25 protein-coding genes are annotated in these 26,437 nt (G+C 64.1%); 13 read left to right on the top strand and 12 right to left on the bottom strand.

Annotation, left to right across the window (positions count from 1 at the left end; genetic code table 11):
* Positions 1-3: 3 nt before the first annotated feature.
* Positions 4-615, bottom strand: coding sequence for a thiamine pyrophosphate-dependent enzyme (locus tag A5788_RS05840; RefSeq protein ID WP_064864240.1), 612 nt, complete (start codon positions 613-615; stop codon positions 4-6).
* A 1-nt stretch (position 616) separates the two neighbouring features.
* The gene (locus A5788_RS05835) at positions 617-1,225 is read right to left on the bottom strand and encodes a phosphonopyruvate decarboxylase (protein WP_231894086.1); all 609 of its coding nucleotides are present in this window, start codon (positions 1,223-1,225) and stop codon (positions 617-619) included.
* A 162-nt stretch (positions 1,226-1,387) separates the two neighbouring features.
* On the opposite strand from A5788_RS05835, the gene A5788_RS05830 reads away from it, so the two are divergent.
* From A5788_RS05830 to A5788_RS05810, 5 genes are all read left to right on the top strand, one after another.
* Positions 1,388-2,305, top strand: a complete 918-nt coding sequence (locus A5788_RS05830; protein WP_064864242.1) for a LysR substrate-binding domain-containing protein — start codon at positions 1,388-1,390, stop codon at positions 2,303-2,305.
* Between the two features lie 158 nt (positions 2,306-2,463).
* On the top strand, positions 2,464-3,936 hold the full coding sequence (locus A5788_RS05825) for an MFS transporter (RefSeq protein WP_231894085.1): 1,473 nt from the start codon (positions 2,464-2,466) through the stop codon (positions 3,934-3,936).
* A gap of 61 nt (positions 3,937-3,997) precedes the next feature.
* Positions 3,998-4,675: a response regulator transcription factor gene (locus tag A5788_RS05820; RefSeq protein WP_049700093.1), complete on the top strand. Its 678-nt coding sequence runs from the start codon at positions 3,998-4,000 to the stop codon at positions 4,673-4,675.
* Positions 4,668-6,140 carry a sensor histidine kinase gene (locus tag A5788_RS05815; RefSeq protein ID WP_064864244.1) on the top strand — a complete coding sequence of 491 codons (1,473 nt, stop codon included), beginning with the start codon at positions 4,668-4,670 and terminating at the stop codon, positions 6,138-6,140. Before A5788_RS05820 ends, A5788_RS05815 begins: the two co-directional genes overlap by 8 nt.
* The gene (locus A5788_RS05810; protein ID WP_064864246.1) at positions 6,137-7,054 is read left to right on the top strand and encodes a TAXI family TRAP transporter solute-binding subunit; all 918 of its coding nucleotides are present in this window, start codon (positions 6,137-6,139) and stop codon (positions 7,052-7,054) included. The genes A5788_RS05815 and A5788_RS05810 overlap by 4 nt, the downstream gene beginning before the upstream one ends.
* A 25-nt stretch (positions 7,055-7,079) precedes the next feature.
* Here the strand turns inward: A5788_RS05810 and A5788_RS05805 are convergent, their stop codons facing one another.
* From A5788_RS05805 to A5788_RS05790, 4 genes are read right to left on the bottom strand one after another with little or no spacing between them, the layout of a single operon-like run.
* The gene (locus A5788_RS05805; RefSeq protein ID WP_064864248.1) at positions 7,080-8,171 is read right to left on the bottom strand and encodes an NAD(P)H-dependent flavin oxidoreductase; all 1,092 of its coding nucleotides are present in this window, start codon (positions 8,169-8,171) and stop codon (positions 7,080-7,082) included.
* Positions 8,168-8,947, bottom strand: coding sequence for a CoA-transferase subunit beta (locus tag A5788_RS05800; protein WP_064864250.1), 780 nt, complete (start codon positions 8,945-8,947; stop codon positions 8,168-8,170). Before A5788_RS05800 ends, A5788_RS05805 begins: the two co-directional genes overlap by 4 nt.
* Positions 8,944-9,894, bottom strand: a complete 951-nt coding sequence (locus tag A5788_RS05795) for a CoA transferase subunit A (protein WP_064864252.1) — start codon at positions 9,892-9,894, stop codon at positions 8,944-8,946. The genes A5788_RS05800 and A5788_RS05795 overlap by 4 nt, the downstream gene beginning before the upstream one ends.
* Position 9,895: 1 nt before the next feature.
* On the bottom strand, positions 9,896-10,666 hold the full coding sequence (locus tag A5788_RS05790) for an enoyl-CoA hydratase family protein (RefSeq protein WP_064864254.1): 771 nt from the start codon (positions 10,664-10,666) through the stop codon (positions 9,896-9,898).
* Positions 10,667-10,790: 124 nt separating this feature from the next.
* On the opposite strand from A5788_RS05790, the gene A5788_RS05785 reads away from it, so the two are divergent.
* The 3 genes from A5788_RS05785 to A5788_RS05775 are packed head-to-tail and all read left to right on the top strand — an operon-like array spanning position 10,791 to position 12,950.
* Entirely contained in the window at positions 10,791-11,600 is an 810-nt protein-coding gene (locus A5788_RS05785) for an SDR family oxidoreductase (protein ID WP_064864255.1), read from the top strand.
* A 49-nt stretch (positions 11,601-11,649) separates the two neighbouring features.
* A complete protein-coding gene (locus tag A5788_RS05780) occupies positions 11,650-12,558 on the top strand; it encodes an SDR family oxidoreductase (RefSeq protein WP_197494454.1) in 909 nt (302 codons plus the stop codon).
* A complete protein-coding gene (locus A5788_RS05775; protein ID WP_064864257.1) occupies positions 12,555-12,950 on the top strand; it encodes a hypothetical protein in 396 nt (131 codons plus the stop codon). Before A5788_RS05780 ends, A5788_RS05775 begins: the two co-directional genes overlap by 4 nt.
* A gap of 90 nt (positions 12,951-13,040) precedes the next feature.
* On the opposite strand, the gene A5788_RS05770 is transcribed toward A5788_RS05775, so the two are convergent.
* Entirely contained in the window at positions 13,041-13,697 is a 657-nt protein-coding gene (locus tag A5788_RS05770) for a GNAT family N-acetyltransferase (RefSeq protein WP_064864258.1), read from the bottom strand.
* A 150-nt stretch (positions 13,698-13,847) separates the two neighbouring features.
* Between A5788_RS05770 and fadD8 the strand changes: the two genes are divergently transcribed.
* Positions 13,848-15,485 carry a fatty-acid--CoA ligase FadD8 gene (gene fadD8 / locus A5788_RS05765; RefSeq protein WP_064864260.1) on the top strand — a complete coding sequence of 546 codons (1,638 nt, stop codon included), beginning with the start codon at positions 13,848-13,850 and terminating at the stop codon, positions 15,483-15,485.
* A 24-nt stretch (positions 15,486-15,509) separates the two neighbouring features.
* Here the strand turns inward: fadD8 and A5788_RS05760 are convergent, their stop codons facing one another.
* The 4 genes from A5788_RS05760 to A5788_RS05745 are packed head-to-tail and all read right to left on the bottom strand — an operon-like array spanning position 15,510 to position 19,979.
* Positions 15,510-16,763, bottom strand: coding sequence for a glycosyltransferase (locus A5788_RS05760; RefSeq protein WP_064864262.1), 1,254 nt, complete (start codon positions 16,761-16,763; stop codon positions 15,510-15,512).
* Positions 16,754-18,157 carry a hypothetical protein gene (locus tag A5788_RS05755; protein ID WP_064864264.1) on the bottom strand — a complete coding sequence of 468 codons (1,404 nt, stop codon included), beginning with the start codon at positions 18,155-18,157 and terminating at the stop codon, positions 16,754-16,756. The genes A5788_RS05760 and A5788_RS05755 overlap by 10 nt, the downstream gene beginning before the upstream one ends.
* A complete protein-coding gene (locus tag A5788_RS05750; protein WP_082937839.1) occupies positions 18,154-19,026 on the bottom strand; it encodes an ABC transporter permease in 873 nt (290 codons plus the stop codon). Before A5788_RS05750 ends, A5788_RS05755 begins: the two co-directional genes overlap by 4 nt.
* Positions 19,023-19,979, bottom strand: coding sequence for an ATP-binding cassette domain-containing protein (locus A5788_RS05745; RefSeq protein WP_082937838.1), 957 nt, complete (start codon positions 19,977-19,979; stop codon positions 19,023-19,025). Before A5788_RS05745 ends, A5788_RS05750 begins: the two co-directional genes overlap by 4 nt.
* A 421-nt stretch (positions 19,980-20,400) precedes the next feature.
* On the opposite strand from A5788_RS05745, the gene A5788_RS05740 reads away from it, so the two are divergent.
* The 4 genes from A5788_RS05740 (at position 20,401) to A5788_RS05725 (ending at position 25,605) form a co-directional block, all read left to right on the top strand.
* Positions 20,401-21,225, top strand: coding sequence for an alpha/beta hydrolase (locus tag A5788_RS05740; RefSeq protein WP_414652019.1), 825 nt, complete (start codon positions 20,401-20,403; stop codon positions 21,223-21,225).
* 89 nt (positions 21,226-21,314) lie between these two features.
* Positions 21,315-22,790 (top strand): condensation domain-containing protein, encoded by a 1,476-nt coding sequence (locus tag A5788_RS05735; RefSeq protein WP_064864266.1) that lies wholly within the window; start codon positions 21,315-21,317, stop codon positions 22,788-22,790.
* Entirely contained in the window at positions 22,787-24,244 is a 1,458-nt protein-coding gene (locus tag A5788_RS05730; protein ID WP_064864268.1) for a condensation domain-containing protein, read from the top strand. The genes A5788_RS05735 and A5788_RS05730 overlap by 4 nt, the downstream gene beginning before the upstream one ends.
* On the top strand, positions 24,241-25,605 hold the full coding sequence (locus A5788_RS05725) for a hypothetical protein (protein WP_064864270.1): 1,365 nt from the start codon (positions 24,241-24,243) through the stop codon (positions 25,603-25,605). Before A5788_RS05730 ends, A5788_RS05725 begins: the two co-directional genes overlap by 4 nt.
* Here the strand turns inward: A5788_RS05725 and A5788_RS05720 are convergent.
* Positions 25,557-26,369, bottom strand: coding sequence for a glycosyltransferase (locus tag A5788_RS05720; protein ID WP_064864271.1), 813 nt, complete (start codon positions 26,367-26,369; stop codon positions 25,557-25,559). The genes A5788_RS05725 and A5788_RS05720 overlap by 49 nt on opposite strands.
* Positions 26,370-26,437 lie beyond the last annotated feature (68 nt).

Below are 26,437 nucleotides of genomic sequence, written 5' to 3'. Positions count from 1 at the left end.
TCCTCAGAATGTGGTCAGGCCGAGTGCTGCGCGAAACTTGTTCTTCACCGCGACTCCGTCGCGTGGCGGAAGAGCGCGCGGCGGCTCGCCGGTGTCGATGTGCACCTGCACGAACGAGAGTCCGTTGCGCGCGTTGATGTTCGACGCGACGTCGGCTACCTGGCCGAGCGAATCGACCTCGCGGCAGTGACGGATCCCGAAGCCGTGCGCGACGTCGAGAAGGCGTGTGCAAAGCCCGGAGTGGCTGCGCTGCATCCCCGTTTCGCCGAAGTGTCCGTTGTCGAGCACGACGACCGTCAGATTGTCGGGCGCGCGCACCGCGGCGGAGCCGAGCGATCCGATGCCCATCAGCATCTCACCGTCGCCGGTCACGACGACGACGGATCTGTCGGGCTGCGCCAGTGCCAGCCCGAGGCCGACGGGAACAGCGCCGCCCATCGCGCCCCAGAGGTAGAAGTTCTCGTCGCGCTCACCGTGGGCGAAGACGTCGTACGACGCCGAGCCGAGCCCGGTGACTATGAGAGCGTCGGGAACACGATCGATCAATGCAGACACGAACTCGCGGCGGTCGATCGGAGTGGTCTCTTGTACGGCGGTGAAATCAGTTGCGGTCATGTCAGTTTCGCTCCCACTTCTTGCGGCCGATGAGGCTTTGTCCGAGTAGTACCGCGGTGCGCTCGCCCGCGAGGAAGGTCGATTCCAGGGCTGCCTGCGCGACCTCACGAACCTCGTCGGGTTTGTCGGCACGCAGCACGGTGATGCCGCCGAGTTCGAGTGCGCGCTGGGTGGTCGAACCCATCGGTATCTGCCATGGATTGAATTCCGCATACTCGCCGCGCATTGTCACGAGGGTCAGGAACGGAAATCGGCACATCTCCAGCAACGAAAACATATTCACGCAGTTGCCGACGCCGCTGCTCTGCATCAGCAACGCTGAGCGCACACCACCGAGCCAGGCTCCGGCCGTGACTCCGACGCCTTCCTCCTCCGTCGTCAGCACGACGTCGGTGATGTCGGGGTCGGCGATCGCTGCACGAATCGCGTAGGAGTGACCGGCGTCGGGGACGTAGGCGATCTGCGACACCCCGCCTTGCTTGAGCACCTCGAAGACATCGCGTTGCCAGCCGGGGCCGACAATCTCGACCGGTGCCCCGTCGGTTGATGCCCCGTCGTTGGTTAATTCGCCGTGGTTGGTCAATTCACCGTCGGTAAGCGCGCTGGTCATGGGCAGAACCTTTCGTTGTTGAGCTGCCAACGATTCTCTATCGTTATGGGAATGAGTGGGTAATAGAATTTCGGCATGGTTCCGCATTCCGTGCCGGAATGCCGGCGGACAGCGGACCGACAATCGACGACCTCGTGCAACGGCGGGGCGAGTGGAGATGACGTGGAGATCAGACAACTACGGGCGTTGCTGGCAGTGGCCGATACCGGAAGCGTGACCGCGGCCGCGAAGACACTGCACGTGGTGCAGCCGGCTGTCACGAAGCAGATCCACGCGTTGGAATCGGAACTGGGCGTCGAGTTGTTCGAACGAAGCCGGTCGGGGATGTCGTTGAACGCCAGCGGCAAACTGGTACTCGAACGTGCTCGACGGGCGCTGGAGGAACTCGACCGGGCACGGGCGGAAGTGCTCTCGGGTACCGGTGAGGACGTCCGCGGTCGGGTCAGCATCGGGCTGTTGCCCTCGACCGTCGGGCTACTCGCTGCCGAACTCATCTCGGTTGTGTCGCAACGGTATCCAGGCATCGCGTTGCGTGTCGACGTCGGATACGCGGGGCACCTGGCACAGTGGCTCGAACTCGGCGACGTCGACGTCGCGCTGCTCTTCGAGCAGCCGAGTACCTCGGCGTTTCGCATCCGTCCACTGCTGCGCGAAGACCTGTGGGCGGTGGCGCCGAGTTCGGCTGGTCTACACGCCGACGAACCTGTCGCGCTGGAGGAGTTGCTGCAGCATCCCCTCGTGCTGCCCGCCCCTCCGCACGGGTTGCGCAGCATCGTCGACGCCGCGTCCGCGGGTGTCGACATCTCCGTCGCGGTGGAGACCAACGATGCCGGCGTACAACGTCGGCTCGTCGCCGATGGTCACGGGTGGACGGTGCTTCCGGCCGCGATGGCGATCGACGCGGCGGAGGCGGTCAGCTGTGCGCCGATCGTCGGCGCGGCTCTGTCACGGACGATCGGCACTGCCGTAGCGCGCAACCGGGCGCAGTCGACGGCTTGTGACCTCGTCGTCGAGTTGCTCGGAGAGGTCGTCGCCACCTCTGTCGCGAGTGGACGGTGGCCGTCGGCCCGGCTGGTCTGACCGCGCTTTCGGTAGGGGGCATCGGCAAACGGCACGAGCTTTCCAAAGGGACTGTTAGGAAACGCCGCGAGGCATTGGCTGCGCTTGTGACCGCTGCCACAGTGATGGGGAAAGCAAGTCCCACCTCACAAAAGTCCCATTTCACAAAGGAGCGTGTGATGACTCAACAGTCCTCCACATCCAACCGGCGCGTCGTCGCCAACGTCTTCCGAGGGTGCATCGGCAACCTGATCGAGTGGTACGACTGGTTCGTCTACGCAGCGTTCAGCGTGTTCTTCGCCCCGGTGTTCTTCCCCAGCGAAAGCCAAACGGCCCAATTGCTCTCCGCGGCAGTCGTGTTCGCCGTCGGCTTCCTGATGCGACCGCTCGGCGGCTACGTCCTCGGTCGATTCGCCGACCGATACGGACGGCGTAACGCACTGACCCTATCGGTGTTGCTGATGGCGGCCGGATCGCTACTCATCGCGGTCACGCCGGGCTTCGCCACCATCGGAATTCTCGCTCCGGTGATCCTGGTGCTCGCCCGGCTCCTGCAGGGCCTTTCGGTTGGAGGTGAATTCGGTTCGAGCGCAACCTATCTCTCGGAGGTCGCGACGCCGGGCCGACGTGGCTTCTTCTCCAGCTTCCAGTACGTGTCGATCGTGCTCGGCCAACTCTGCGCACTCGGCATCCAGATCATCCTGCTGCAGATCCTCACACCGGCGCAGATGGATTCGTGGGGCTGGCGTGTGCCGTTCGTGATCGGTGCGGTCGCAGCGGTGACAGTGATGATCATCCGGCGCGGAATGGATGAGTCACCGCAGTACCTCGCGGAGAAGCAGCGGGTCGCCGCACTGGGTGCGGGTGCCGCCAAGCAGGAGGGAACACTCCGCACCCTCATGCAGTACCGCAAGTCGTTCGCGCTGGTCTTCGCACTGGCCATCGGTGGAACCGTTTGCTACTACACGTACACCACCTACCTGCAGAAATACATGATCAACACCGCGGGAATGGATAAGGAGACCGTCGCCTGGATCAGCTTCTGCGCGCTGTTCGTCTACATGTGCATGCAGCCGTTGGCCGGCGCTTTGTCGGACAAGATCGGACGCCGCAAGGTGATGCTCTTCTTCGGTGCGGGTGCCACGCTGCTCACGGTCCCGATCATGACAACCCTCGGCCACGTGTCCAACGCGTTCGTCGCCTTCTGCCTGATGATGGTGGGACTGACCATCGTCACCGCATACTCGGCATTGAGCCCCATCGTGAAGGCGGAGCTCTTCCCGACCAAGGTGCGCGCGCTCGGCGTCGGACTGCCTCACGCCCTGGTCACCGCCGTATTCGGTGGAACGGCTGAGCCGATTGCGTTGGGACTCAAGCAGGCCGGTCACGAGGGAGCCTTCTTCTACTACGTCTCCGCCTGCGCCCTGCTGACCTGGATCGCCGCGTACTTCATGAAGGAAACGCGGGGCGACTCGATGCTCGACCCCGCCGACGCCGGCGCGAAGGAGTCGACTTCCGCGCAGGCTGTCTCGCAGGACTCGCTGGTCGATTCGTCGAACCCATCGACCGTCGACTTTCCCTCGGCGACAGTGCAGTACGCCGAAACAGGAACGAAGTCGCTCATCGATGAGGGTCCCTCTTCATCTCGATGAATTGGACTGAATGCCACCATTATCCGCATTCCGCGACCGCGGGATGCGGATAATGGGCGTCGTGCGTATTGCGGTTGTGGAGGATGACGACGGCGTCGCAGGCGCGATCGTCTCGGGCCTGCGACGCTTCGGGCACGAACCGACCAGATACGCCGTCGGGGCCGATCTGTTGCTCCATCACGCAGGGTTCGATTTCGTGTTGCTCGATCTCGGCCTACCCGATCAGGATGGCCTCGAAGTACTTCGGCAACTGAGACAGGTGAGTTCGGTACCGGTCATTGTGCTCACCGCGCGAGGCGACGAGCGGTCGGTCGTGCGCGGTCTACGCCTCGGAGCCGACGACTATCTGGTGAAGCCGGCCCGATTCGTCGAGTTGGTTGCGCGCATCGACAGCGTGAGTCGACGAGCCGCCCGCCCGGAACCCGCTGGGGCGCAACACCTTGTGGTGTCCGGTGACCTGGCCATCGACCTCGACGCTCGTACAGCTACCGTCGACGGACGCGATATCGAGCTCACCGCAAAGGAATTCGACATCTTGGCGGTTCTGGTCAGGAACGCGGGGTTGGCAGTCAGTCGTGCTGCGCTGATGGATCAGGTGTGGGGCGATGCCTTTGTGGCCGTATCGCGCTCGCTCGACGTCCACATGACCGGATTGCGCGCCAAGCTCGGTCGTCGGGGACTCATCGCCACCATCCGCGGATTCGGCTACCGCTGGGACGGGGCCGTCGACGATGCGTAGGCGACTGCTGATTGTGCTCGCGATCATCGGGGCTGTCAGTATTGCCGGCTTTGCAGTGCCACTGATCGAGGTGTCGTCGCAGGCGCGCACGCGGCAGTTCGTGCAGCAGCGCGAGAGCGACGTGAACCGATTCGCTGCGATGTCGAATGAGTATGTGACGACAGGTAACTCGGCCCGTATCGCCGATGAGATCCGCGCCTATCACGACGTGTACGGCGACTCGGTGCTGATCGTCTCCACCCGGGGCGTCCCTGATCTGTCGGTGGGACCGACGGATCAGGAGATGCGGGCCGCCGTGACACGCGGACTACGCAATGAGAAGTCGTCGGAGCTTCGACATGTGGCGCCGTGGGGTCCCGACTCGGCGGTGTTCGTCGCCCCGGTCGGCAGCGGCGCCCAGGTGAACGGCACTGTGGTCATGCGATCCTCGACAGCGGCGACGAGGTCCGACGTCACCCGCTGGTGGCTGCTCATCGTCGGTGGCGCCGCTGCGGTGATCCTCGCATTCGCCGCGCTCGCAGTGGTGTTGAGCCGCTGGGTGCTGCGTCCGCTCGCAGACCTGTCGGACGCGATGACCGATCTCGCAGCAGAACTGCCGTCCATTCCGACATCGGCGACCGACGATCCGATACACGCGGCGTCGGACGCCAAAACCGGTGGGCCGCCTGAGGTGCGTCAACTCACCGACACTTTCGACGGCTTGGTGACGACTGTGTTGAGATCGGTCGAAATGCAGCGCCGCCTGGTCGCAGATGCCTCACACCAACTGCGTAACCCGTTGGCGGCGCTGCAGTTCCGGATCGACATCGTGGAGACGGAGGTTCCCGATGCGTTGTCAGAAGACTTCGCGATGATCGGTGCCGAGGCGCAACGCCTGCAGCTGATCCTGGACAAGCTCCTGACCCTCGCCAGTGCGGAGACGCCGAGGCTCGAGAGTGGCCGACGTGACGAATGGAGCACGGCCGCAACGGTCCTCGCCGACCGCGTCGAGTTCTGGTCGGTGCCGGTGCGTGAACGAGGTGCGCGGCTGACCTTCCGCGACGAACTCGACGATCCGGCGACGCAGGCACGGATCAGCGAGGATGCGCTCGCGCAGGTGATCGACGTCCTCGTCGACAACGCGTCACGGCACGCCGGGCCACATCCGGAGATCGCGCTGTCGATCGGGATACCCGAGGACTCGCCCGACTCGGTGGTGATCGAGGTCGCCGACGATGGGCCCGGCGTGGCAGACGAGGACGTGCCGAGGTTGACGGAGCGATTCTTCACGCGCGACAAGGCGCACGGGACGGGGCTCGGACTCGCGATCGTCGACATCCTCGTCCGCGCCGTCGGGGGAGACGTGCACTTCGGCAGATCGACGGAAGGTGGACTGAGCGTTCGTGTGCTGTTGGTGAGACGCACAGACACTACGACAGGCTTCGACACCGCAGCAGATGTCAGCGCCGGGGGAGATGCCGTATGAGGCGTCGGACACTGCTCAAGGGACTGGCGGTGATTCCGCTGCTTGCCACCGGCTGCGCGAGTGGTGACGTGCGCGAGTATCGGATCGCTACCGGTGAGCCGGGAGGGTTCCAGTCAGAGTTCGCCAAGCTACTGTCGTCGGCGATGGCCGACGGTTCCACCCGCCTCGTACCGATGAACACCACCGGCTCGGTGCGCAATATCGAACTTCTCGAACAGGGGCGCGTCGACTTCGGCCTCTCACTCGGCGATGTTGCCGCGGCGCGGGGCGGGCCGCTGCGCGCCGTGGGACGTGTCTATGAGAACTACGTCCAATTCGCGGTGCCCGCGACGAGCGACGTCCAGACGTTTGCCGATCTGCGCGGGAAGCGGATCAGTCTCGGTGCGCGTGGCTCGGGTACCGAATGGACGGGACGTCGTGTCCTCGCCGCGGCCTCGATGACGCCCGACGATGTCGAGATCACCCCGGTATCGCTGACCAACGTGCTCGAATCACTGGCTTCGGGCACGGTTGCCGCGGCGATGTGGGCGGGTGGCGTACCCACCCCGTCGGCCATCCCCCGACCGGGCTACGGTCCGGCCGGCGGGATCAGGTTGCTCGACCTGTCAGCCGAACTCGCCGTACTGCGCGAGAGGTACGGCCCGCTCTACGAGCCGGTTGCGGTGCCCGCGGGGATGTACGGCACGCGCACCGAGACGGCGACGATCGGCGTGCCAAGCGTGCTGCTCACCACTGCGAGCACACCGGACTCGGCGGTGACAGCGGTTGTCGACGCGTTGGTCGACAAGGCGTCGGAGCTGATCCCCAAAGGTACTGTCGGAGTGCAGTTCTTGGATACTCAGACCCTCATTCAGGTCTACGGACTGCAACTTCATCCGGCCGCGATCGCGGCGTACCGTCGCCACCACGGGTGACGGTCTCGCCGCACCGGCCGCAGGGTCACCCCAGCGCGCTCAGTGCTTTCAGCCGCTCGTGTGCCTGATCCATGATCGATTGGATGAGTGCATCGCAGCTGGGAAGGTCGTCGATCATCCCGACCACCTGGCCGGACGCGAGAACCCCTGCGCGCGTATCACCTTCGACGAGACCCGCACGCAACAGCATCGGGGTGTTGCCCGCCATGATGACCTGCTGCCAACTGCGCTCGCCCGACTTGCGCATCGCACGCCCGTCGCGCAGCATCGTCGTCCACTTCATGCCGGTCAACTGCTTGAACTCGTTGGCATTTCGTGCCGCCGCGAACAACGCGCGGATCGGGCTGCCACTTTCGAGCGCCTCGACGAGTGGGGTGCGCAGCACCCGATGCGGCATACCGTCGACCTTCACCGAGACGACGGTGTCGTTGAGAGTGCGCGTCAGATACTCCTGCTTCACCGCGTCGGGAACTGCGGAGTCGGCGGTGAGCAGGAACCTGGTACCCATCGCGACACCCTCGGCCCCGTATGCCAGCGCCGCAGCGAGCCCCCGGCCGTCGAAGAAGCCTCCCGCCGCGACGACCGGCATATCGGAACCGCTGTCGCGCAATGCATCCAGCACGGAGGGAAGCAGTAGTGTCGTCGCGACCGGTCCGGTGTGGCCGCCGCCCTCACCGCCCTGCACGATCACCGCATCCGCGCCCCACGACGCGACCTTCACGGCGTGCTTGGCCGCACCGATCGATGGGATCACGACGACGCCGTTGTCCTTGAGCTTCGCGATCAGGTCCTTCTTCGGTGCCAGCGCAAACGACGCGACCCGCACCCTCTCGCGAATCAGCAGGTCGATCCGCTCGGCGGCATCGGTGGCGTCGGCGCGGATGTTGACTCCGAAAGGCTTGTCGGTCAACGACTTCGTCTTCGCAATTGCCGCTTCCAACTCGGCATAGGTCATCGTCGCCGACGCCAGGATGCCGAGACCGCCCGCATTCGATGTCGCAGAGGTCAACGACGGGCCTGACACCCACCCCATCCCGGTCTGCACGATCGGATATTCGACACCGACCAACTCGGTGAACCGGGTCGGTAGCGCGGCCGCGCGTGCCGTCGAACTCATTTCACCTCCCGGTCGCGAACACCCTTGGGGTCCAGCATGTCTCGGATGATGGCGAGCTCGTTCTCCGATGGCAACCTGGTTGCCGGAGCCAGCTCGAGACCCGCGATCTCGAACGAGGTGTTCTCGACGACCTCGCCCGCCTCGACGCCGGGGTGTAGCGACAGCGCCCGCATCGTGTGCCCGGGTCCGCCGAAGTCGAAGACGCCGAGATTGGTGACGACCCGATGAATGTCGAGGTCGTCGAATGCGGGATTGTCGGGATCGACCTTGTCGTAACCGATTCCGCTGACGACGTCGACCTCATCGCCGAAGACACGCGCCGAATGTCGGGGGACCCAGTAGCTCGTCGGATGGTTGATGGTGTTGCCCGGCGCTCCGCGCACACCGAACATCTGACGCGTGGGGTGTTGGAGTGGACCGAACGCCGACAGGTTCTGGTTACCGTGTCGGTCGATCTGGTTGGCGCCCATGACCACGTGTCGCCTACCGGAAGCCACGACGTCGAAGACCTTGGAGAACGGCATCCATCCTTCGATGGGACCCGACTTCCCGATCGGCGGTGTGTCGGCGAGGATCAACGCCTCGCCGTCGGTGATGAGCAGGTCGGGTGAGAAGGTCAGGCGCGCCAACCGGGCACCGAGCAGCGGCACCGGCGCCATGGGCGACGCCATGATCTCGCCGGCATCGCGGAAGATCTCGGCGCACGCGACGACGCACACCTCTGCACGGGTGACATCGGTTTCCGTTGCCGCAGCTTCTGTTTCCGCAGTTGTCACTTCGACTCCTCCTGCTCACCGCGCCAGGCGTCGACCTCGCGCTGATATGTCGCCTCGTCGACGTCGAGAAAGCGACGACGGAACGTCGACCATTTGTCCGGTTCCTTGGCGCATTCGACGTAGAACCGTTGAAACGCCTCGTCGCGGCCGTACTCGCCCGCAAAAGTGAAGTGGGCGCCGTTGGGTGCGTGGACAACCTTGTCGACGTGCATCCGATTGAGCAGGAGCCGTTGCGTCGGAACGGACTTGGCGAGTACCTCGGTCGAGACGAGTTGGTCGGTCTCGAGGTAGCGACGCTGCGCCGCGGCGCAGAACAGATCGTCCATGTACGGGTCGACGCCGGTGTAGGCGGCGTTGCCGCGTGAGTCGGCGATGTCGAGGTGGACGAATGCGGCGTCGAGTTGCAGTGCAGGCATGGCGATCAGGGTCTGTTTTCTGCCGTCGGGATCGGGATACGGCGACGCGACGGTCTTCAGTTCGCCCTCCCAGAAATCGGGCACCGACGATCCGAGACCGGCGCGTGTCGGCAGGAACGGCAGGCGAGCGGCAGCGGCCTGCAGCCCGCTCTTGACCATGCCCTCGTCCATCTCGCGGGATTCGATGGCGCCACTGGTGCGCGCCGCCGAGAACCATGGGTCGTAGAAGGGTGCCGAGTCGAGCGAGACGAAACCGTAGTACGCTCGGCGGACTTTGCCTGCGGCGCAGAGCAATCCGAGGTCGGGCCCACCGTAGGTGACGACGGTCAGATCCTTGACGTCGGAGCGCGCGAGAGCCCGGACGAGTGCCATCGGCTTGCGACGCGAACCCCACCCGCCGATTCCGATGGTCATGCCGTCGCGGAGTTCTCCGATGACGTCGTCGAGCGTGCTGGTCTTGTCGGCTGGTGTCGAGGTCTGGGGTGTCGAGGCCTGCAGCGTCGCGGTCTGGGGTGTTGAGGTGTCGGCCATGTCAGCGGCTCCCCTGTGTGGTCTTCGGCTTTCCCGTCGCGACGAATGCGTCGCGGTGCTCGTCGGCAACGCCTGCCAGATTGAGTTCGAACGTGTACCCCTGCTCCAGGCGATAGCTGGCCTTCACGTCGACGGGGTCGATGTGGTTGATCGCCGATTTCGCAGCACGGATGACCCGCGTGTCCTTGGCGGCGATCTGCTCGGCGACGTCGAGCGTCGTCGCGTCGAGCTCGTCGGCCGGCACCACCTTGTAGACGGACCCGAAGTGCAGGAGCTGTTCTGCGGTGACGTTGCTCGCCGTGTAGTACAGCGTGCGCATCATGTGCTGCGGGACGAGACGGGCGAGGTGCGTTGCCGCGCCGAGCGCGCCGCGATCGACCTCCGGCAACCCGAAGACCGCGCCCTCCGACGCGACGATCACGTCGGCGTTGCCGACAAGACCGATTCCGCCCCCCACGCAGAACCCGTTGACCGCGACGATGACCGGCACCTTGCAGTCGTAGACCGCGGAGAACGCGGCGGCACAGCCGTGGTTGGCGGCGATCAGTGCGTCGAACCCCTCGGTTGCCTGCATCTCCTTGATGTCGACGCCCGCGTTGAATCCCCGACCTTCCGCCCGCAATACCACCGCGTGGGTGTCTAGATCGTCGCCCGCCGCGAGAATCGCGTCGGCCAACTCGAACCACGCTGCGGACGGCAGCGCGTTGACCGGCGGATAGTCGACGGTGATGGTCGTGACACCACTCGCCGAGCGCGTACTGGTGATCGGCACGCCATGCCCTCCTCCCGGGACGCATCCCGTGTGTGAACCCCGTGACCAAGGCAGTGAACTCGGATGACCACTGACTCTGAAAACATACCAAGCAAATGCTTGGTTGTTTGGTAGGGTAGCACCCATGGGTCCGCGGTCACAGGTCACACGTCTCGACCCGCCACGGGAGACGAATCTCGGTGTGGAGAAGGCGGTCGTCCTCGTCACCGGTGGTGCGCGCGGCGTCGGTCTGGGTATCGCCAACGTGTTGGCCGATCTTGGTGCGGTTCCGGTGATCTGCGCGCGCAACCCGACCGACGATGCGTTGGCGCTCGGTGAGTTCATCGCGTGCGACGTGCGCGACGAAGCTGCGGTGGCCGCGATGGTTGCGCAGATCGTCGAGACCTACGGCTCGCTCGACGGCGTGGTGAACAATGCCGGCGGATCGCCGTTCGCGCTTGCGGCCGACGCGTCGTCGTCGTTTGCGGGCAAGATCGTCGAGTTGAACCTTCTTGCACCGCTACTCGTCGCTCGCGCCGCGAATGCGGTGATGCAGCAACAGGAATCGGGTGGAGCGATCGTCAACGTGTCGAGTGTCAGCGGTCACCGACCGTCGCCGGGCACGTCCGCGTATGGCGCGGCAAAAGCCGGTCTCGACAATGCGGCGACGTCGCTGGCCGTCGAGTGGGCGCCGCGCGTTCGGGTCAACTCGGTGGTGGCCGGTCCGGTGGAAACCGAACTGGCACAGATGCATTACGGTGACGCAGACGGCATCGCGGCGGTGGGGCGCACCATCCCGATGGGGCGGATGGCAACGCCGCGCGACGTCGGCAATGCCGTCGCCTTCCTGCTCTCACCGCTGGCCGGCTACATCACCGGCTCGACACTCACCGTCCACGGCGGTGGCGAGAAGCCTGCATTCCTCGACGCCGCCAACGCGGGCAACGCCGTGTGAGTGACTCGGAATCAAGGACATTGCATGGGTCGATGCTAGTGAAGGGATTGTGTTGAGCGACAACGGACATGGGTCGAACGCGGATCGCGTGGCCATCGTGACGGGCGCGGGTCAGGGGATCGGACGTGCCCACGCGCTGGCGTTCGCGGCAGACGGTGCGTCCGTCGTGGTGAACGACTACGCCGAAGATGCTGCAGCAGCGGTCGTCGAGGAGATCACCGCGAGCGGCGGTCGGGCCGTCGCTTCGGTCGGCGACGTCGCCGACTGGGACGCCGGCGCTGCGATGGTGGCGACCGCACTCGAGGAGTTCGGGGGCCTCGACATCTTGGTCAACAACGCGGGATTCGTGCGCGACAGGATGCTCGTCGCGATGTCGGAGGACGAGTGGGATGCCGTCGTCCGCGTCCACCTCAAGGGGCACTTCGTCGGACTACGCCACGCTGCAGCGTATTGGCGGGCGGAATCCAAAGCGGGGTCGACGCGGCAGGCCCGGGTGATCAACACCTCGTCGGGCGCAGGGTTGTTCGGATCGGTTGGCCAGGGCAACTATTCGGCGGCGAAAGCAGGTATAGCCGAACTGACCATCCAGGCGGCGGCCGAGCTGGGTGCCTACGGCGTGACGGTCAACGCGATCGCACCGTCGGCGCGCACGCAGATGACGCTTGGCGCCGGTGAGGCGATGGCGGCGCAGATGGCTGCTCCCGATGACGGTTCGTTCGACGCCATGGACCCCGCGAACATCTCCGCGCTGGTCGTGTGGCTCGGATCGGTCGAATCGTCGAACGTCACCGGGAGGGTTTTCGAGGTCGAGGGCGGCAAGATCAGCGTCGTCGACGGCTGGCAGCGCGCAGCGTCGATCGACAAGGGCGCCCGCTGGGAACCGGGTGAACTCACGCCCGTCGTCGACGATCTGTTGGCCAAGACGCCCGCCCCGGTGCCCGTGTACGGAGCACGATGACCGACAGTGCTCCTGCCGACGGCGACGGCGATTCCGTTGGCGGACAACGGATCGCTGCCGCGCGGGCATACGTCGACGCGCTGGTGAGTCACGATCCCTCCGGCGTTCGCCTTCATCCGGACTGTACGCGGGTGGAGATGGGGATCAAGACCGGACGAAGCGGCGACCACATCGCCCGCAGCCTCGCGCGCGGCCCGCAATTCCGTCTGATTCATCGGGTCAGCGGGTTCGAGGCTGTGGTCGAAGGCCACACGGTATCGACCAAGTATCGAGTCCACGTGGCCCCCAAGGCATTCGGCCTGTGGGCGCCGGTGAGCGAATCGTTTCTGATCGACGACGAGGTCCGGATTCGCACCATCGTCGCGCGTTTCGGGTTTCCGCGTCGACGCTGAGTGGGCCACTCAGCGCCGACGCGGTGATGTCAGACCCGGTGATATCAGATCCGGGGATGCCAGACCCGGTGATGTCAGACGAGCTGTCCGTCAGACGCCCGGTGCGCGCACGACCATGGGAACTCCGGGGAAGTAGCCCGCCATCTCCGACCGTGCCTTACGCATCGCGGCGGTGGCGTAACCCTGCTTGCGGAAGTCGGGGTGGACCCAGACGCGGACGTCGACCTCGCCGTCGGTGAGTTCGCCGAATACGAAACCCACCTTGTCGGTGCCGTCGGTGACGACCAGCCAGGCCGCCTCTTCTTCGTCGACGCGTCCGGCGGCCTGTGCGATCTCCTGGTCGATCTCGCGCGCGGGCTGGCCCGAGCCGTCGCCGGCGACCCCGAGTTCGCGGGTGCGCTCGGCAAACAGTTCGGCGTCGTCACTGGGGGAGAAGGCGCGCAGCACGACGGTGTCTCCGCTGCTCGCGGGACGCTCGGCGAGCGTGAAGGTCAGTTGGTGGTTGAGGTCGTCGAGCTCGCTCTGGTTTCTGCGGCGCTCATCCTTGGTCAACTGGTCGAGCTTCATGTCGAGGATTGCCGATGCGCCGAGCTGTGATTTGCCGAGGAGCTCCGCGATCGCGGAGACGGCTTGGGTGTGATCGTCGGCGTCGACGATGGCGTCGAGCACCTCGTGTCGTCGGTCGAGGGCGGTGAGGAGAGCGTCGGCGATGTCGCGACGTTCGGTTGCCAGATCCACATCAGTCATGCTGTCGATCCTAATGAGCTACTGGCCGGTAGGACATGGAACATGTTCTAGTTACCAATCTCGGTCCTAGAAGATTGATTGTCGCACTTAGAGACAGCAATCAGCTGGGTGACCTTCCCTGAATCTAGAACACGTCCTACTCTGTGACGCATGGCATCTGAGATCTCTGAGTCCGAAATCGACCACTTGCGCGGATCGACCCATATGGGCGACCTTCTTGTTGCGGCACTGGCGAAGAACGCGTCGGGTAACGTGCTCGAGCTCGGCGACACCACGCTCACCGGCGCCCAGATGGCCGACGAGATCAGCCGCTACGTGCAGGCTTTCGAGGGACTTGGTTCGGGTACGGGATCGTCGGTAGGGCTCCTCGCGCTCAATCGCCCCGAGGTGCTGTTCGTCATCGGTGCCGGCCAGACTCAAGGTTGGCGACGCACGGCGCTGCATCCCCTGGGCTCGCTCGACGATCACGCGTACGTGCTGTCCGACGCGGGGGTGACAACGCTCGTCATCGATCCGGTGCCGATGTTCGTCGAGCGCGCTGTCGCGCTCATGGAGCGAGTCGACGGACTCAAGCAGATCTTCACGCTCGGCCCCGTGCCCGAGGCGTTGTCGGCGGTGGGTCGCGACGTCGTCGCCGAGGCGGCGGGTTACGACGCTACGACGCTCACCGCGGCAGAGCTCTCGCCGGACCACATCATGTCGATCACCTACACCGGTGGCACCACGGGCAAACCCAAGGGCGTCATCGGCACGGTTCGCGCGATGACGACGATGACGCAGATCCAGTTGTCGGAGTGGGAATGGCCAACGCGGCCGCGCTTTCTGATGTGCACGCCGCTGTCGCACGCAGGCGCGGCGTTCTTCCTCCCGACGCTGATGAAGAACGGGTCGATGGTGGTGCTGAGCAAGTTCGATCCCGCGGAGGTGCTGCGGACCATCGAGGAGGAGAGAATAAGCGCGACCATGCTCGTGCCGTCGATGCTCTACGCCCTGATGGATCATCCGGACTCACGCACCCGCGATCTTTCGTCGCTGGAAACGGTGTATTACGGTGCCTCGCCGATCAATCCGGTGCGGCTGGCCGAGGCCATCGAGCGATTCGGGCCGATCTTCGCACAGTATTACGGGCAGTCGGAGGCGCCGATGGTCATCAGCTACCTCGCAAAGGACGAGCATCCCAAGCCGGGAGAAGACACGCGCAGGCTGTCGAGTTGTGGGCGACCGTCGTCGTTTCTGCGTACTGCGCTCCTCGGGCCAGACGACAAGCCGGTGGCGCCGGGCGAGCCGGGCGAAATCTGTGTTGCCGGACCACTTCTCGCCGCTGGTTACTGGGGGTTGCCGGAGCAGACAGCGGAGACGTTCCGCGACGGATGGCTGCGCACCGGCGACGTCGCGCGTGAAGACGCCGACGGATACTGGTACATCGTCGATCGCACAAAGGACATGATCGTCACAGGTGGCTTCAATGTGTTTCCGCGAGAGGTGGAAGACGTTGTCGCAGAACATCCGTCGGTCGGTCAGGTCGGTGTGATCGGTGTGCCGCACGAGAAGTGGGGTGAGGCGGTGACCGCCGTCGTCGTATTACGTGGCGACGTCGAGGCCGATGACGATGACCGGCAGCGGATCACGGCAGAGATCCAGGATGCGGTGAAGCAGCGGAAGGGGGCCGTGCAATCGCCGAAGGACGTGATCTTCGCGGAGTCGCTGCCACTCACCGGTCTCGGTAAGCCCGACAAGAAGGCGTTGCGCGCTAAGTTCTGGGCGTCGTCGGAGCGTGGCGTCGGCTAGGTCCGTTTCTGCAGCACAGCACGTCTATCGGGACGGGCCTGCTGCAGTTGCCTGCAGAATTTCGTCGCATGCGGCGTCGACTGCCTCTGCGGGATCGACGATGTGACTCGCCAACGCCTCGGCTGCGCGATAAGGCTCACTGGCAGTGAGCAACCTGAGGTCGGTGTCCGAGAGCCGTGACAGCGGCGCGCCTGTCCCGGCTCCGTGGTCGCGAAGGGCTGCCGCCCAGAGTGGTTGGTCGGCGCTGAGCCAACCGATCACTGATGGGATCCCAGCTCGCAGAGCGGCGGCGGTGGTGCCTGCCCCGCCGTGGTGGACGGCTGCTCGGCAAGCGGGGAAGAGGACCTCGTGGTCGACGGGGTCGGTAATGTGCAGCAGGCCATCGCGTTCTGGCAGTGCGTGTCGGGTATGCGCGATCACCCGGAGGCGGAGCGACAGGAGTCCATCAACGACCGAAGAGATCCGCTCGGGTGGGATCTGCATACTCCCGAAGCCGACATAGACGGGGGATGGCCCCGATCCAATCCAGTCGAGGATGTCGGTGATCTGACTATTGTCGTTGTGTCCGTTGAGTTTTGCGCGTGTCTGTTCGTCGGGGAGCAGGAAGCCCGTGAACGGGCGCTGTTCTCCCCACTCGCGCTCGAGGAGCGGGAACAACTCGGCGTCGTACGCCTGGATCTCCGGTGTTCCCTGCCGCCGAAGCCTCGCGCCGATGGTTCCCGATACCGACGGGAGACCCAGACGGCGGCGCAGGGCGCGGTCGTTTGGGCGCTGGGTGAGTGAGAAGAGGTAGTCGGCTGCGCGCCATGTGGCGGCGCTGATCGCAGTTGGCAATGGCCGGTACAGCGGCGACAGATTGTGGTTGGGACGTATCGGGCAGTAGTGCAGCGGGACGAAAGAGATGCTCCGACTTTCTGCGACCGTCGCAGCCCGCTCCTGTGCCAGTGGTCCGCTGACGAGGACATCCGCCGTATCGGCGAGTTCGCCCATGACTCTCTCCGACATCGCCGATCCGTGCGATCCGACCTTGCGTAGTGCGGTCAACCTCTTATACGGATTCCACGACTTGAGGTCTCGCTTCACCAGCGGACTCGAGAGCAATTCCGCAGTCGATGGACACAGGCTGCGCGTCGGCAACCCAGAACGTGAGACAGCAGTGACCAGGTCGTCGGGAACAGCCAACTCGACGCTGTGTCCGCGTCGGCGAAGTTCGGCTCCGAGCGCGACCGCAGGTTGAACATCGCCTCTACTGCCGTGCATGACGAATGCTATTTGCATATGCCCCACTCTGTTTCGGTCAGTCTCCAGGAAGCGAACTCGGTGGCGACCAGTGCGCGGAGCGAATCCCGATCGTTGATCCGAGAGGGGTTCAGCGAGCTCACCGCAAGCGTCAGCACTTCATCTCCGGTACACAACCAGCCGCTGATACCGCCCGCATGGCCCGCCAAGCCGGCGGTATCCGTGGTGACGGCGCGCATGGCGGTAACTCCGGTATGTCCGGTATGAAGTGACGCAAACAAAGGATTTACCCGTCCGACATTGGACGCCACACATAAGGGCGTCGACATCCCACCAGCGAGTCGACGCACGGCCCTGTCGCCCAAAGCCTGTGCAACAGTGGACATCGCGGCCATCGAGCCGGGCCGCGCATCGAGCGTGCGGTATGCCGCCTTGCACGCGTCGCGAATCTCGCTGAGGTCGGTGTAGCGGTTGGAGTCGAGACGTATGTGGGCGGTGACGCCTGTCGTGGCGTTGGCGCGCCGATCGTCCTCACGATGCTGTGACACCGGAATCGACACCGGGACGACGTCTCCGGACGATGCCAGTCCGGCTTTGTCGACGATTCCGACCATCAGCCCGACGAACAGTGAGTTCAGCGTGCCGTTGCGTTCTGCGGCAACCCGAAGTGCTTCCTCGCGATCAACGGTCACGATCACCGAGGGGGGTATGCCTGCTTCGGTTCCGGCAGCCCGCCCTGCGCTTGTCGTCGCTATCGCACCAGTAGGCGCCGGGCTCGGGGAAGGTGCGCGTGACGGTTGGGGGCGCGCAGATCCTCGTGGTGATGCGTCACGAAGTGTCGCGACGACACTGGAAGCCGCCGCGCGAGCTGCCCGCGCCGCAGTGCCTGCTCCATCGGAAAGGTCGGATACGAGGTCGGGCATGGCTACGTCTGTGTTGTAGGCGGTCCCCGACAATGCTTCGACGATCGCCGTTATCAGCGTGGCGCCGTCGCCGATCGCGTGGGCCGCCGTGAATGAGACGTACGTACCAATGCCGTCGGAGTGGGCGGCGCTCAGTCGCCAGGAGGGGCCCGACACGCTGTTCAGAGCGAACTGTGCCTGGGCGTCGACCCATGCGGCAATATTCTCGGCACGCACCGTCTCAGTGAAGAATTCGACCGACCCGGCGGTCGGCGTGTACCGCCACGCATCGCGAGCCGGTGGTGGCCGTCGCGCGACGAGTCTCGATGCGCGACCCGCGCAGAGTCGCTCTCCGAGTCGGGAGAATGCGTCCTCGTCGAGGCGAGTGGGTAGCTGCCATACGCATTGATTCACAACCCCGAGCCCCAGCGCGTGTTCCATCCGTACGAACAGATCGTCGTCGGTGGTCAGACGCTCAACCGGCAGGGCCGAGTGTATCGACCCGGTCGTGCGCGTCGAAGTGGTCGTCATGACCGCGAGAGGTAGGCGCGCAACGTAAGTGGGACAAAGACAATCAAGATCGCGGTGGTTCCCACCAGCGTCCATCCGACGTCGCTTGTGATCTGTCCCTCGTTTGCCAGCCCGCGAAACGCGGAGATGAGGTGTGAGACCGGATTGACGTCAGCGATCGCCTGCATCCAACCGGGCATTGTCGTGGTCGGCACAAACGCATTGGACGTGAACGTCATCGGCATCAGCACGAGCATCGAGATGCCTTGTATCGCTGATACTTTGCGGAGCAGGACACCCAGCAACGCGAAGATCCAGCTCAGCGAGAACGCTGCGTAGACGACAAGTGTGACGCCTGCGATGACCCCGATCACGCTTGCCGGCCGGTAGCCCATGCAGAGGCCGACGACGAGAGACATCACGCTCGCGATGACGTATCGCAGGGTATCCGCAGTCAGCAAGCCTGCGAGTGGCGCGATGCGCGCTATGGGCATGGAGATCAGCCGGTCGAACACACCGCTGTCGATGTCTTCACGTAACTGCGTTCCGGTGACCACCGACGTGGTCACCGCCACCGAGACCAGGACGCCGGGGACAAGCAGGACGAGGTAGTTGTCGACGCCTCCCGCGACGGCTCCGCCGAAGATGTTGGCAAACATCACTGTGAAGACGATGGGCACGATGATCACGTCGAACAGTTGCTGTGGGGAGTGCTTCATCCGGAGAAGCCCGCGACGAGCTAGTGCGAACGTCTGGCGCAGCCCCTGGCTGAAGGGAATCCTGTCGACAGGAGTGATCGGCCATTCGATTCCGCTACTGGTGGCGTCGGCCGTCGCCGCTGCTCCCGAATCGGCGACGCCGGACTTCGTCTGATCGATGGTGCTGCTCATGTCCGGGCCGACTCTCGGGTTGTCATGGCGAAGAAGACATCGTCCAGCGTGGGGCGCTGGAACGAGAAGTCGGCGACCTCGATGCCCGCGGACTCCAGTTGGGACACCGCGTATGCGGCCCGCCCCGGCTCCGAGGTGATCGCCGAGAGCGCGCCCTCGGCAGGAATCTGAACGACATCCGCGGACAACGTTGCCCCCATGATCTCTGCGGCCTCCCGCATTCTGGATCTGTCTTCGAGTTGAACGTGCAGTGTGCGCGTTCCGATGCGCTCCTTGAGCGACCTGGCCGTACCTTCGGCCACCACCCGCCCGCCGTCGATCAAGACGATTGAGTCGGAGAGTTTGTCTGCCTCGTCGAGGTATTGGGTGGTGAGTAGCACCGTCGTACCGTTATCGACGAGGTCGCGGACGACGGCCCACATCTGAGTCCGTGTGGTGGGATCGAGACCTGTCGTCGGTTCGTCGAGGAAGAGCAGCGGCGGAGCGGAGATCAGTGAGGTGGCGATGTCGAGTCGTCGTCGCATGCCGCCGGAGAAACCCGACACGGGGCGCGAGGCGGCGTGACTGAGTCCGAACTGTTCGATCAACTCGTGCGCACGAGAACGAGCCGCACGTCGGCCGAATCCGCGCAGGGTGGCGAACAGCTCGAGGTTTTGTTCTGCCGTCAGATCCTCGTCGAGTGAGGCGTACTGACCGGTCACCGCGATCATCGAACGCACGGCGGTCGCCTGTCTCACGACGTCACGGCCGAAGATCCGTGCCGAGCCGGAGTCCGGCCGGATGAGCGTCGCGAGCATACGTACCGTCGTGGTCTTGCCTGCGCCGTTCGCGCCCAACAACCCACACACCGATCCCGTCGGTATCGATAAGGAAATGTCTGAAACTGCATTGACATTTCCGAATTTCTTACCGAGCGAGTCGGCCTCGATTGCAATCGTCGGCAACATCACCATCGAGTGCCCTCCGTCCTCGTCGGATCATCCGTCAGATCTTCAACAGGCTATTTGCTCGTCGAGAAAGTGTCGAGGCGAGTTGAACCCTGCGAGATTCCTGACAATCCGCATCGAGTGGTATATGTCTCTATCCCCTTAAATTGCCGATCAGCGCACGCTACGGTCACACGGTCCGTGTGCGAGGGTATCGCTTAGTCGCTATTCTTTGGCGACTCCCCGTCGCGATCTGGAGGTAATCGTCATAGCTCAAAACCGCAGACCGCGCTTTGCGTGGCAATGTGCCGTATCAGTTCTGATCACTGTGATTGCAGCGGCGTCGCTGGGAGTTGGGGTTGCACGAGCAGAACCCCTACGTCCGACGATACAGCGAACAGTCGCAGAGGGGCAGGGTGTAACGGCGGTCTACGTCTACTCGGTTGCCATGCGCAAGACGATCAAGGTGCAGGTGATCACGCCCCGTAACCCTTCGGGAACCAGGCCATCGCTGTACCTGCTGAGTGGTCTCGGTGAAGAGGACCCGACCAACAGCATGTGGCTACGCAAGACCGACGCCCGAAACTTCTACGCGAACAAGAATGTGAACGTTGTCATGCCGTTGGCGGGCAACGGAAGCTTCTACACCGATTGGCAGCGCGACGACCCGAAACTAGGCCGCTACCAGTGGGAAACCTTCCTTGTGAAGGAGCTGCCGCCCCTTATCGACGCCGCGTTCGACGGCAACGGACGACGAGGGATCGCGGGGATCTCGATGGGCGCGGGAGCGGGGTTGGTGCTCGCGGCGAGGAACCCGGGTTTCTACAGGGCGGTTGGTGCCTACAGCGGTTGCTACAGCACCACAGGCGTCGCAGGCGAGGCTTATCCACGGGCGATCGTCGCAGCCTTCGGGGGTGACGCAAATAACATGTGGGGGCCTCCCGGTAGTCCGGGCTGGGCGGCCCACGACGTACTGTCGCTCTCGCACAACCTCCGTGGCACCACGCTCTATATATCCACTGGAACAGGGCGGGCGGGCACGTATGACCAACCCGGATATCCGGACAATTCCGACCCCATTGATCGGCAGGTCATTGGCGGAGCAATCGAAACGGGTTCCCTCTGGTGCACCCAACAATTGGAGTCCCGATTGACGGCGCAGCATATTGGGGCGACAATTCGTTACGTTGATCCTGGAACTCACGCATGGCCTTACTGGCGAGACCAGCAGCGTGAGAGCTGGCCCATTCTTGAGCATGGGATGAACAGCTGAATTCCATTCTGTTAACAATGGCTGCAAACCCTCCTCGATACCCGGGGTATTCACGTGTACCCGTGCACGGGTGACTGAAAAGGATGCCGATGGAATACACAGAGCTCGCTGACTATCAGGTTCCCACTGGCGCGATCACCGCGTGGGAAGCTACTGCCGACCCGGATTCATGGTGTGCCGATTCTCGTCGGCTCTCATACATGCACCTCGAGCACGCTCGACGCGCTGCCGAACTCGGTGACGAATGGCACGGACACTGGATCGGAACGGCCTTCACCATCGAGGAGCGGTTCGACCGCGATGCGTTCGCCGCGACTATCAGGCAGTGGTTCGCCCGCCACGAGGCGCTCCGTTCCGCAGTCCAGCTCGGCGGGACTCCTGAGGACGATCTGGTGCGGATGACCATCGAGCCGGAGGCCGTCGGAGTTTCCGGGCTTTCGATGGGTGTGGCGGCGTCGCCCGACGCGGCCCGCCAGAGGATTCAGGACTTCTTCGATACCACGGTCAACCCGTTGACCTGGCCGCACTGCGTCGTCGTGACTCTGGAACCCGATGACCGTGACGACAGATTCCTCGTCGTCTTCGGTGCTGACCACACCGTGATGGACGCCTACACACAGGTTTTCGCGATCAATGAGCTCAGCGCCCTCTATCGCGCGGAGATCAACGATGAGCACCATGGGCTCGCCGAGTACGGCAGCTACCTGGACTTCAGCGATGCGGAGCGGCATCTGGGTGAACAGATCGATGCGAACAACTCTGCCGTCGTCGCCTGGCGGCAGTTCTTCAACGAGTCGCCCACGTCCGTCCAGCCACATGCGATGCCCCGCTTCCCTCGATGTGTCACCGGTGGCCTCGACGCCGTAGTGCCTCCCCGCGAGCCGGATTCCGGTATGCAAGTGAGTCTTTCGCAGGACCTTCTCGACAGCGCGCAGGCCGCTCGATTCAACGACATCTGCAAGGCAGCAGGTGGCTCGGTGACCACGGGTATCTACACTGCGATGTCGATCGCGAGTGCGGCGCTCGCCGGAACCGGCGAAGTGCGATTCGTCAGCCCTGTACACACGCGCACGGGACCCGAGTGGGGCGAGGCTGTCGGGTGGTTCGTCGGTCTCGTTCCCGTGCACCTCGATCCATCTGATGCGCAGACCTTCTCTCAGGCTCTGCCGCGTGTCGCCGAGTCGGTGTCGCGGTACAAGAACGTGGGTACCGCACCGTTCGCCCCGATCGCTGATCTGATCGGGGGCGACGTGACGCCTCCGGGATTCGTCGTGTCCTATATCGATCTGCGGCGGGCGCAGGGAGCTGCGGAATGGGATCGTCGAAACGCGCGAGTGTTGCGCAGTGCCACCCGGGAAGTCGACGAGGTGTACCTGTGGATCAACCGGATTCCCGACGGGATCAACATCTCGACGCGCTATCCGTCGGGGGAGCGTAGGCGCGAGGTCGAAGCTTTCCTCTCGGTGTTCGCGGAGGTTCTGCGTACGATCGTCGACGCTGGTGACCACGACTACATGTTTGCGCGCGAGATGACGTCGCAAGCGTCGGCGGACATCACGGCATGACGGTGGTATTCGGCGCGGCTGCGACGCCAGAACCGCTGCTGCGTAGGCAGTTTCCTGGTGGCACGCCCATCGAGTGGGCGCTGTGTTCAACTGATGCGGCGTTGCAGGCCGCACGTGTGACCGGGGGTGCAACGTTTCTGCAGACCGAGCACGTGGTCACTTCGACCGCGGCGCGTGCCCGCGGCGACGAGCACCGTTCCGTCGTGGGCGCTGTTGCCAGATTCGATACCCCGCTGGACCCGGCTGCGATGGCCGCAGCGCTGACGGCCTTCGTACGACGGCACGACGAACTGCGGAGCTACTACACGCTGGGCGAGGTGGGCGTCGAACGGTACGTCATACCGCAGACCCACATCGAGATGGTGGCGCAGTGGCCGCTGGGCCGGAGTCGGAGAGTCGACGCGGCGGATGCGGGTGACCACCTCGCGAATCGCATCTCCGTTGCGACCGCGTTCGATTCCCCGCAGTCGATGCACTTCGGAGCGTTCGACGGCGATGGTGGATTCACGTTCTACCTCGGCGCCGATCACGTGCACGGGGACGGCTATTCGTTATGGCTGGCGATGGACGAGATCAACGCACTGTATCGGGCGGAGATCTCGGGAACGCCGGTCAAGCTGACCGATGTGGCATCATTCGACAGCTACGTCGCCGATGAGCATCGTCGCGCTGCGCGTGTGCGTGCCGATGACATCGGCGTCAAGGCGTGGCGAGAAGCGCTGGCCATCAAGGGATCTCTTCCCGATTCGCCGGTTCCACTCGGACTCGACGACGACGCTCCCGCGCCTGCGGTGCGCTGCCGTCGGGATCTGCTCACAGCAGACGAAGCGGATGCGCTCGACATCGTCAGTGCTTCGTCGAGCTGGGTCACCATTGCTGGATGCCTGTTCTCCGCGTTGGCATCTGCGCAGTACCTGTGCACAGGGGAGAAGCGCTTCTTCACGACGACTGCGCTGGCAACTCGCGGGCCTGAGTTCGAGTTCACTCAGGGCTGGGCATGCAACTTCGCACCGGTGTACTTCGACGTCGAACCCGGAGCTGACCCGATTGAGTTGGCGCGCACGGCATCCGTCGCGGTGAAGCGGGCCAAGAACGCTGCGGCCGCCCCCATCGGAGCGGTTCTGCAGGTCCTTGCGCGGTCCGGCGAGCTTCCACAGATGGCCGGTTCTCCTCAGATGGTGACCTACATCGATCACCGTCGGCTGCCGGGAATCGACGACCCCACTGTCGGAACCACTGTGGGGTTCCCTGGTATCGGCAAAACCAAGAACTCCAACTTGTGGCTGAGTCGGATGGTTGACGGATTGGTCGTCGAATCTCAAATTCCCGACAACGATGTCGCACGCGCGAACATCAATCGTTATCTCGACACAGTTGCGGCACAGCTCAGAGCGCTCCTGGAATCTGCAGACTCCGCGGTCACCGCGATCGCGGGTACCCGGGTGAGGCAATGAAACTAACTGGTACACAGGATTATTCACTGAGCTCAGGTCAACTCTCCGTCTTTCATGCCGATCTCATCGGAGACGATCTGCCTTCTGATACCGGACTGTCGGAGAACGAACGATTTCACGTTGATTCTCATCGAGCGGGGCATCCGGGTTCGCTGACACTGGTTCTCGACTTTCCCTATCCGGTTGAGCGCGGGCTGCTGGCACGGCTTCCCGAGGTGTTGCTGTCGCGGCATGATGTCCTGCGAACCTATGTTGCAGCGGATGGCCATGACCTCAGTCGGCGCGAAGTCCCCTTGTCGTCGATCGGCGTCAGTGTTGACTCCCAGGCTCCGACCGACTCTTCAGACGCGGGCATGACGAAGCTGGTGCTCGATCGAATCGCCTTGGCATGCAACCCAACCGAGCCGCTTTCGCACTTTTTCGGGGCGGTGCTCCGCCCTGATACCACCACGGTGATCTGCGCGTTCGATCACTTCTACGTCGACGCGCGATCATTGACGGTGCTAGCAGCCGATATCTCTGACGTGGTTGCCGGCCGTGCATTGTCGAGTGCCGGCTCGGGGTTGGCCGCCGTGCGCGCGCACACGTTCAGCGGCGACGTGGCTCCCGACGATCCACGACTTGCCGGTTGGTTCCGATTCCTCGACGAATCGGACTGGGAGATACCAGCTTTCCCTCTCGACCTGGGGCTGGAACCCGGACTTCGAGCGCCGATGAGAACACGGGTGAGCACCCTCCTCGGTAGGTCTGAGGCGCAGCACTTCAGCTCGGCTGTACACACGCGTGGCGCGAGAACGTTCTCGGCGCTGTTGACGTGCATCGGGCGCGCAATCCGTCTGGCTGGTGGTCCGGCCGATACCGCGCTGATCGTGCCGTCGGGGCTCCAGACATCCGAGTCGATCGTTGCCTGGGTGGTTGCCAACATCCCGCTGCGTGTCCGCGGCGAGGGGGACCTCGTCGAACTGTTGCCGCTCAACGCAGATCGACTCGCCGAAGCTCTACCTCTCGCGAGCGTCGGACTGACGGCGGTCTATCAGACATTCGGCAGCAGGCTGCGCAGCACACGCGGCGATGTCTTCATGGTTTCGTACGTCGATTACACCCGTCAACGTCGGCCGTCGAAAGATATTGCAGTGCAGCAGTTATCGGGCGACCACGCGACCGACAACGTGCAGTGGTGGCTGTGGCGCGACGACGATGGCATCCATGTCAGGGTTCGGTACCCCGCTACAGCGGCGGCGGAGTCCGTGGTCGGCGGTGTACTGGAGCTCACCGGTGCTGCGGTCAGGGAGATCAGCGACCGCCTCGTTGATCAGCGAACATCTGTGGGCACGTCGCCGTCGCCCGCGTTCTTGGATTGATACCAATCGAGGTAACCCCGAGTGCCGTAGGCCTGCAGTCGGCGAAGAGATGTGTAGACAACGGCATGCGGTGCGAGCGCTACGGAATCGGCTCCCGCCTGTGCGGTGACGCGCTGCTGTAGGACCGCGTCCTCATCGACATCGTCGATCTTCGTCCGCGGGAATCCACCTGCCGCACAGTAGGTATCAGCGGTGACCGCCAGATTGTTGCCGACAACCAGGAAACTCTTTCGTAGGTGCGCCGGCTGAGATCGTGTGCGCAACCAGGTGATGAGGTGTCCGAGGCGCCACGTCGTGCCGATCAGGTTGAACGCGATGGCACGCGCTCCGTCGGAACTGCGGGCACGCACTCGACCTCCCGCGAGGCTCTTGCCATCGAGCAGTGGGGCGACGATCTGTGTCAGCCAGTCCGGCGCGGGGAGCGTGTCGGCGTCGGTGCGAGCGATGAACTCGGCTCCGGCGTCGATGGCGTAACGAAAGCCCGAGTCTGCGGCACTACCCGTGCCCTTCTCGACTTCGGTGAGCACATCGATGGGGACAGCCGAGTGGGACGCGAGCTCGCGAACGAGATCACCGGTCCCGTCGGTACTGTTGTTGTCCACCACGATGATGCGGAATGGCGCGCGCGCATCGTGGGCGGCTGTATCGCGAAAAGTTTGCTGTTGCAGCGCGCGGATCGTGTCTTCGATGTAGTCGACCTCGTTGTAGGCGGGGACCACGACAGCGACTCGCGGGGCCGCCAACTCAGTGCTTTCGTTCGCCATGCTGCCATTCAACCGGGATGGTGACTGTCTTGCACGTGAATGTGATGTGAGTAAAGCGACGTCGGGGT

Origin of the sequence: Gordonia sp. 852002-50816_SCH5313054-c (assembly GCF_001665925.1) — a bacterium.
GTDB lineage: Bacteria > Actinomycetota > Actinomycetes > Mycobacteriales > Mycobacteriaceae > Gordonia > Gordonia jacobaea.
Note: the sequence above shows the minus strand (reverse complement) of the source record. Positions and strands in the feature narration are given on the sequence as shown.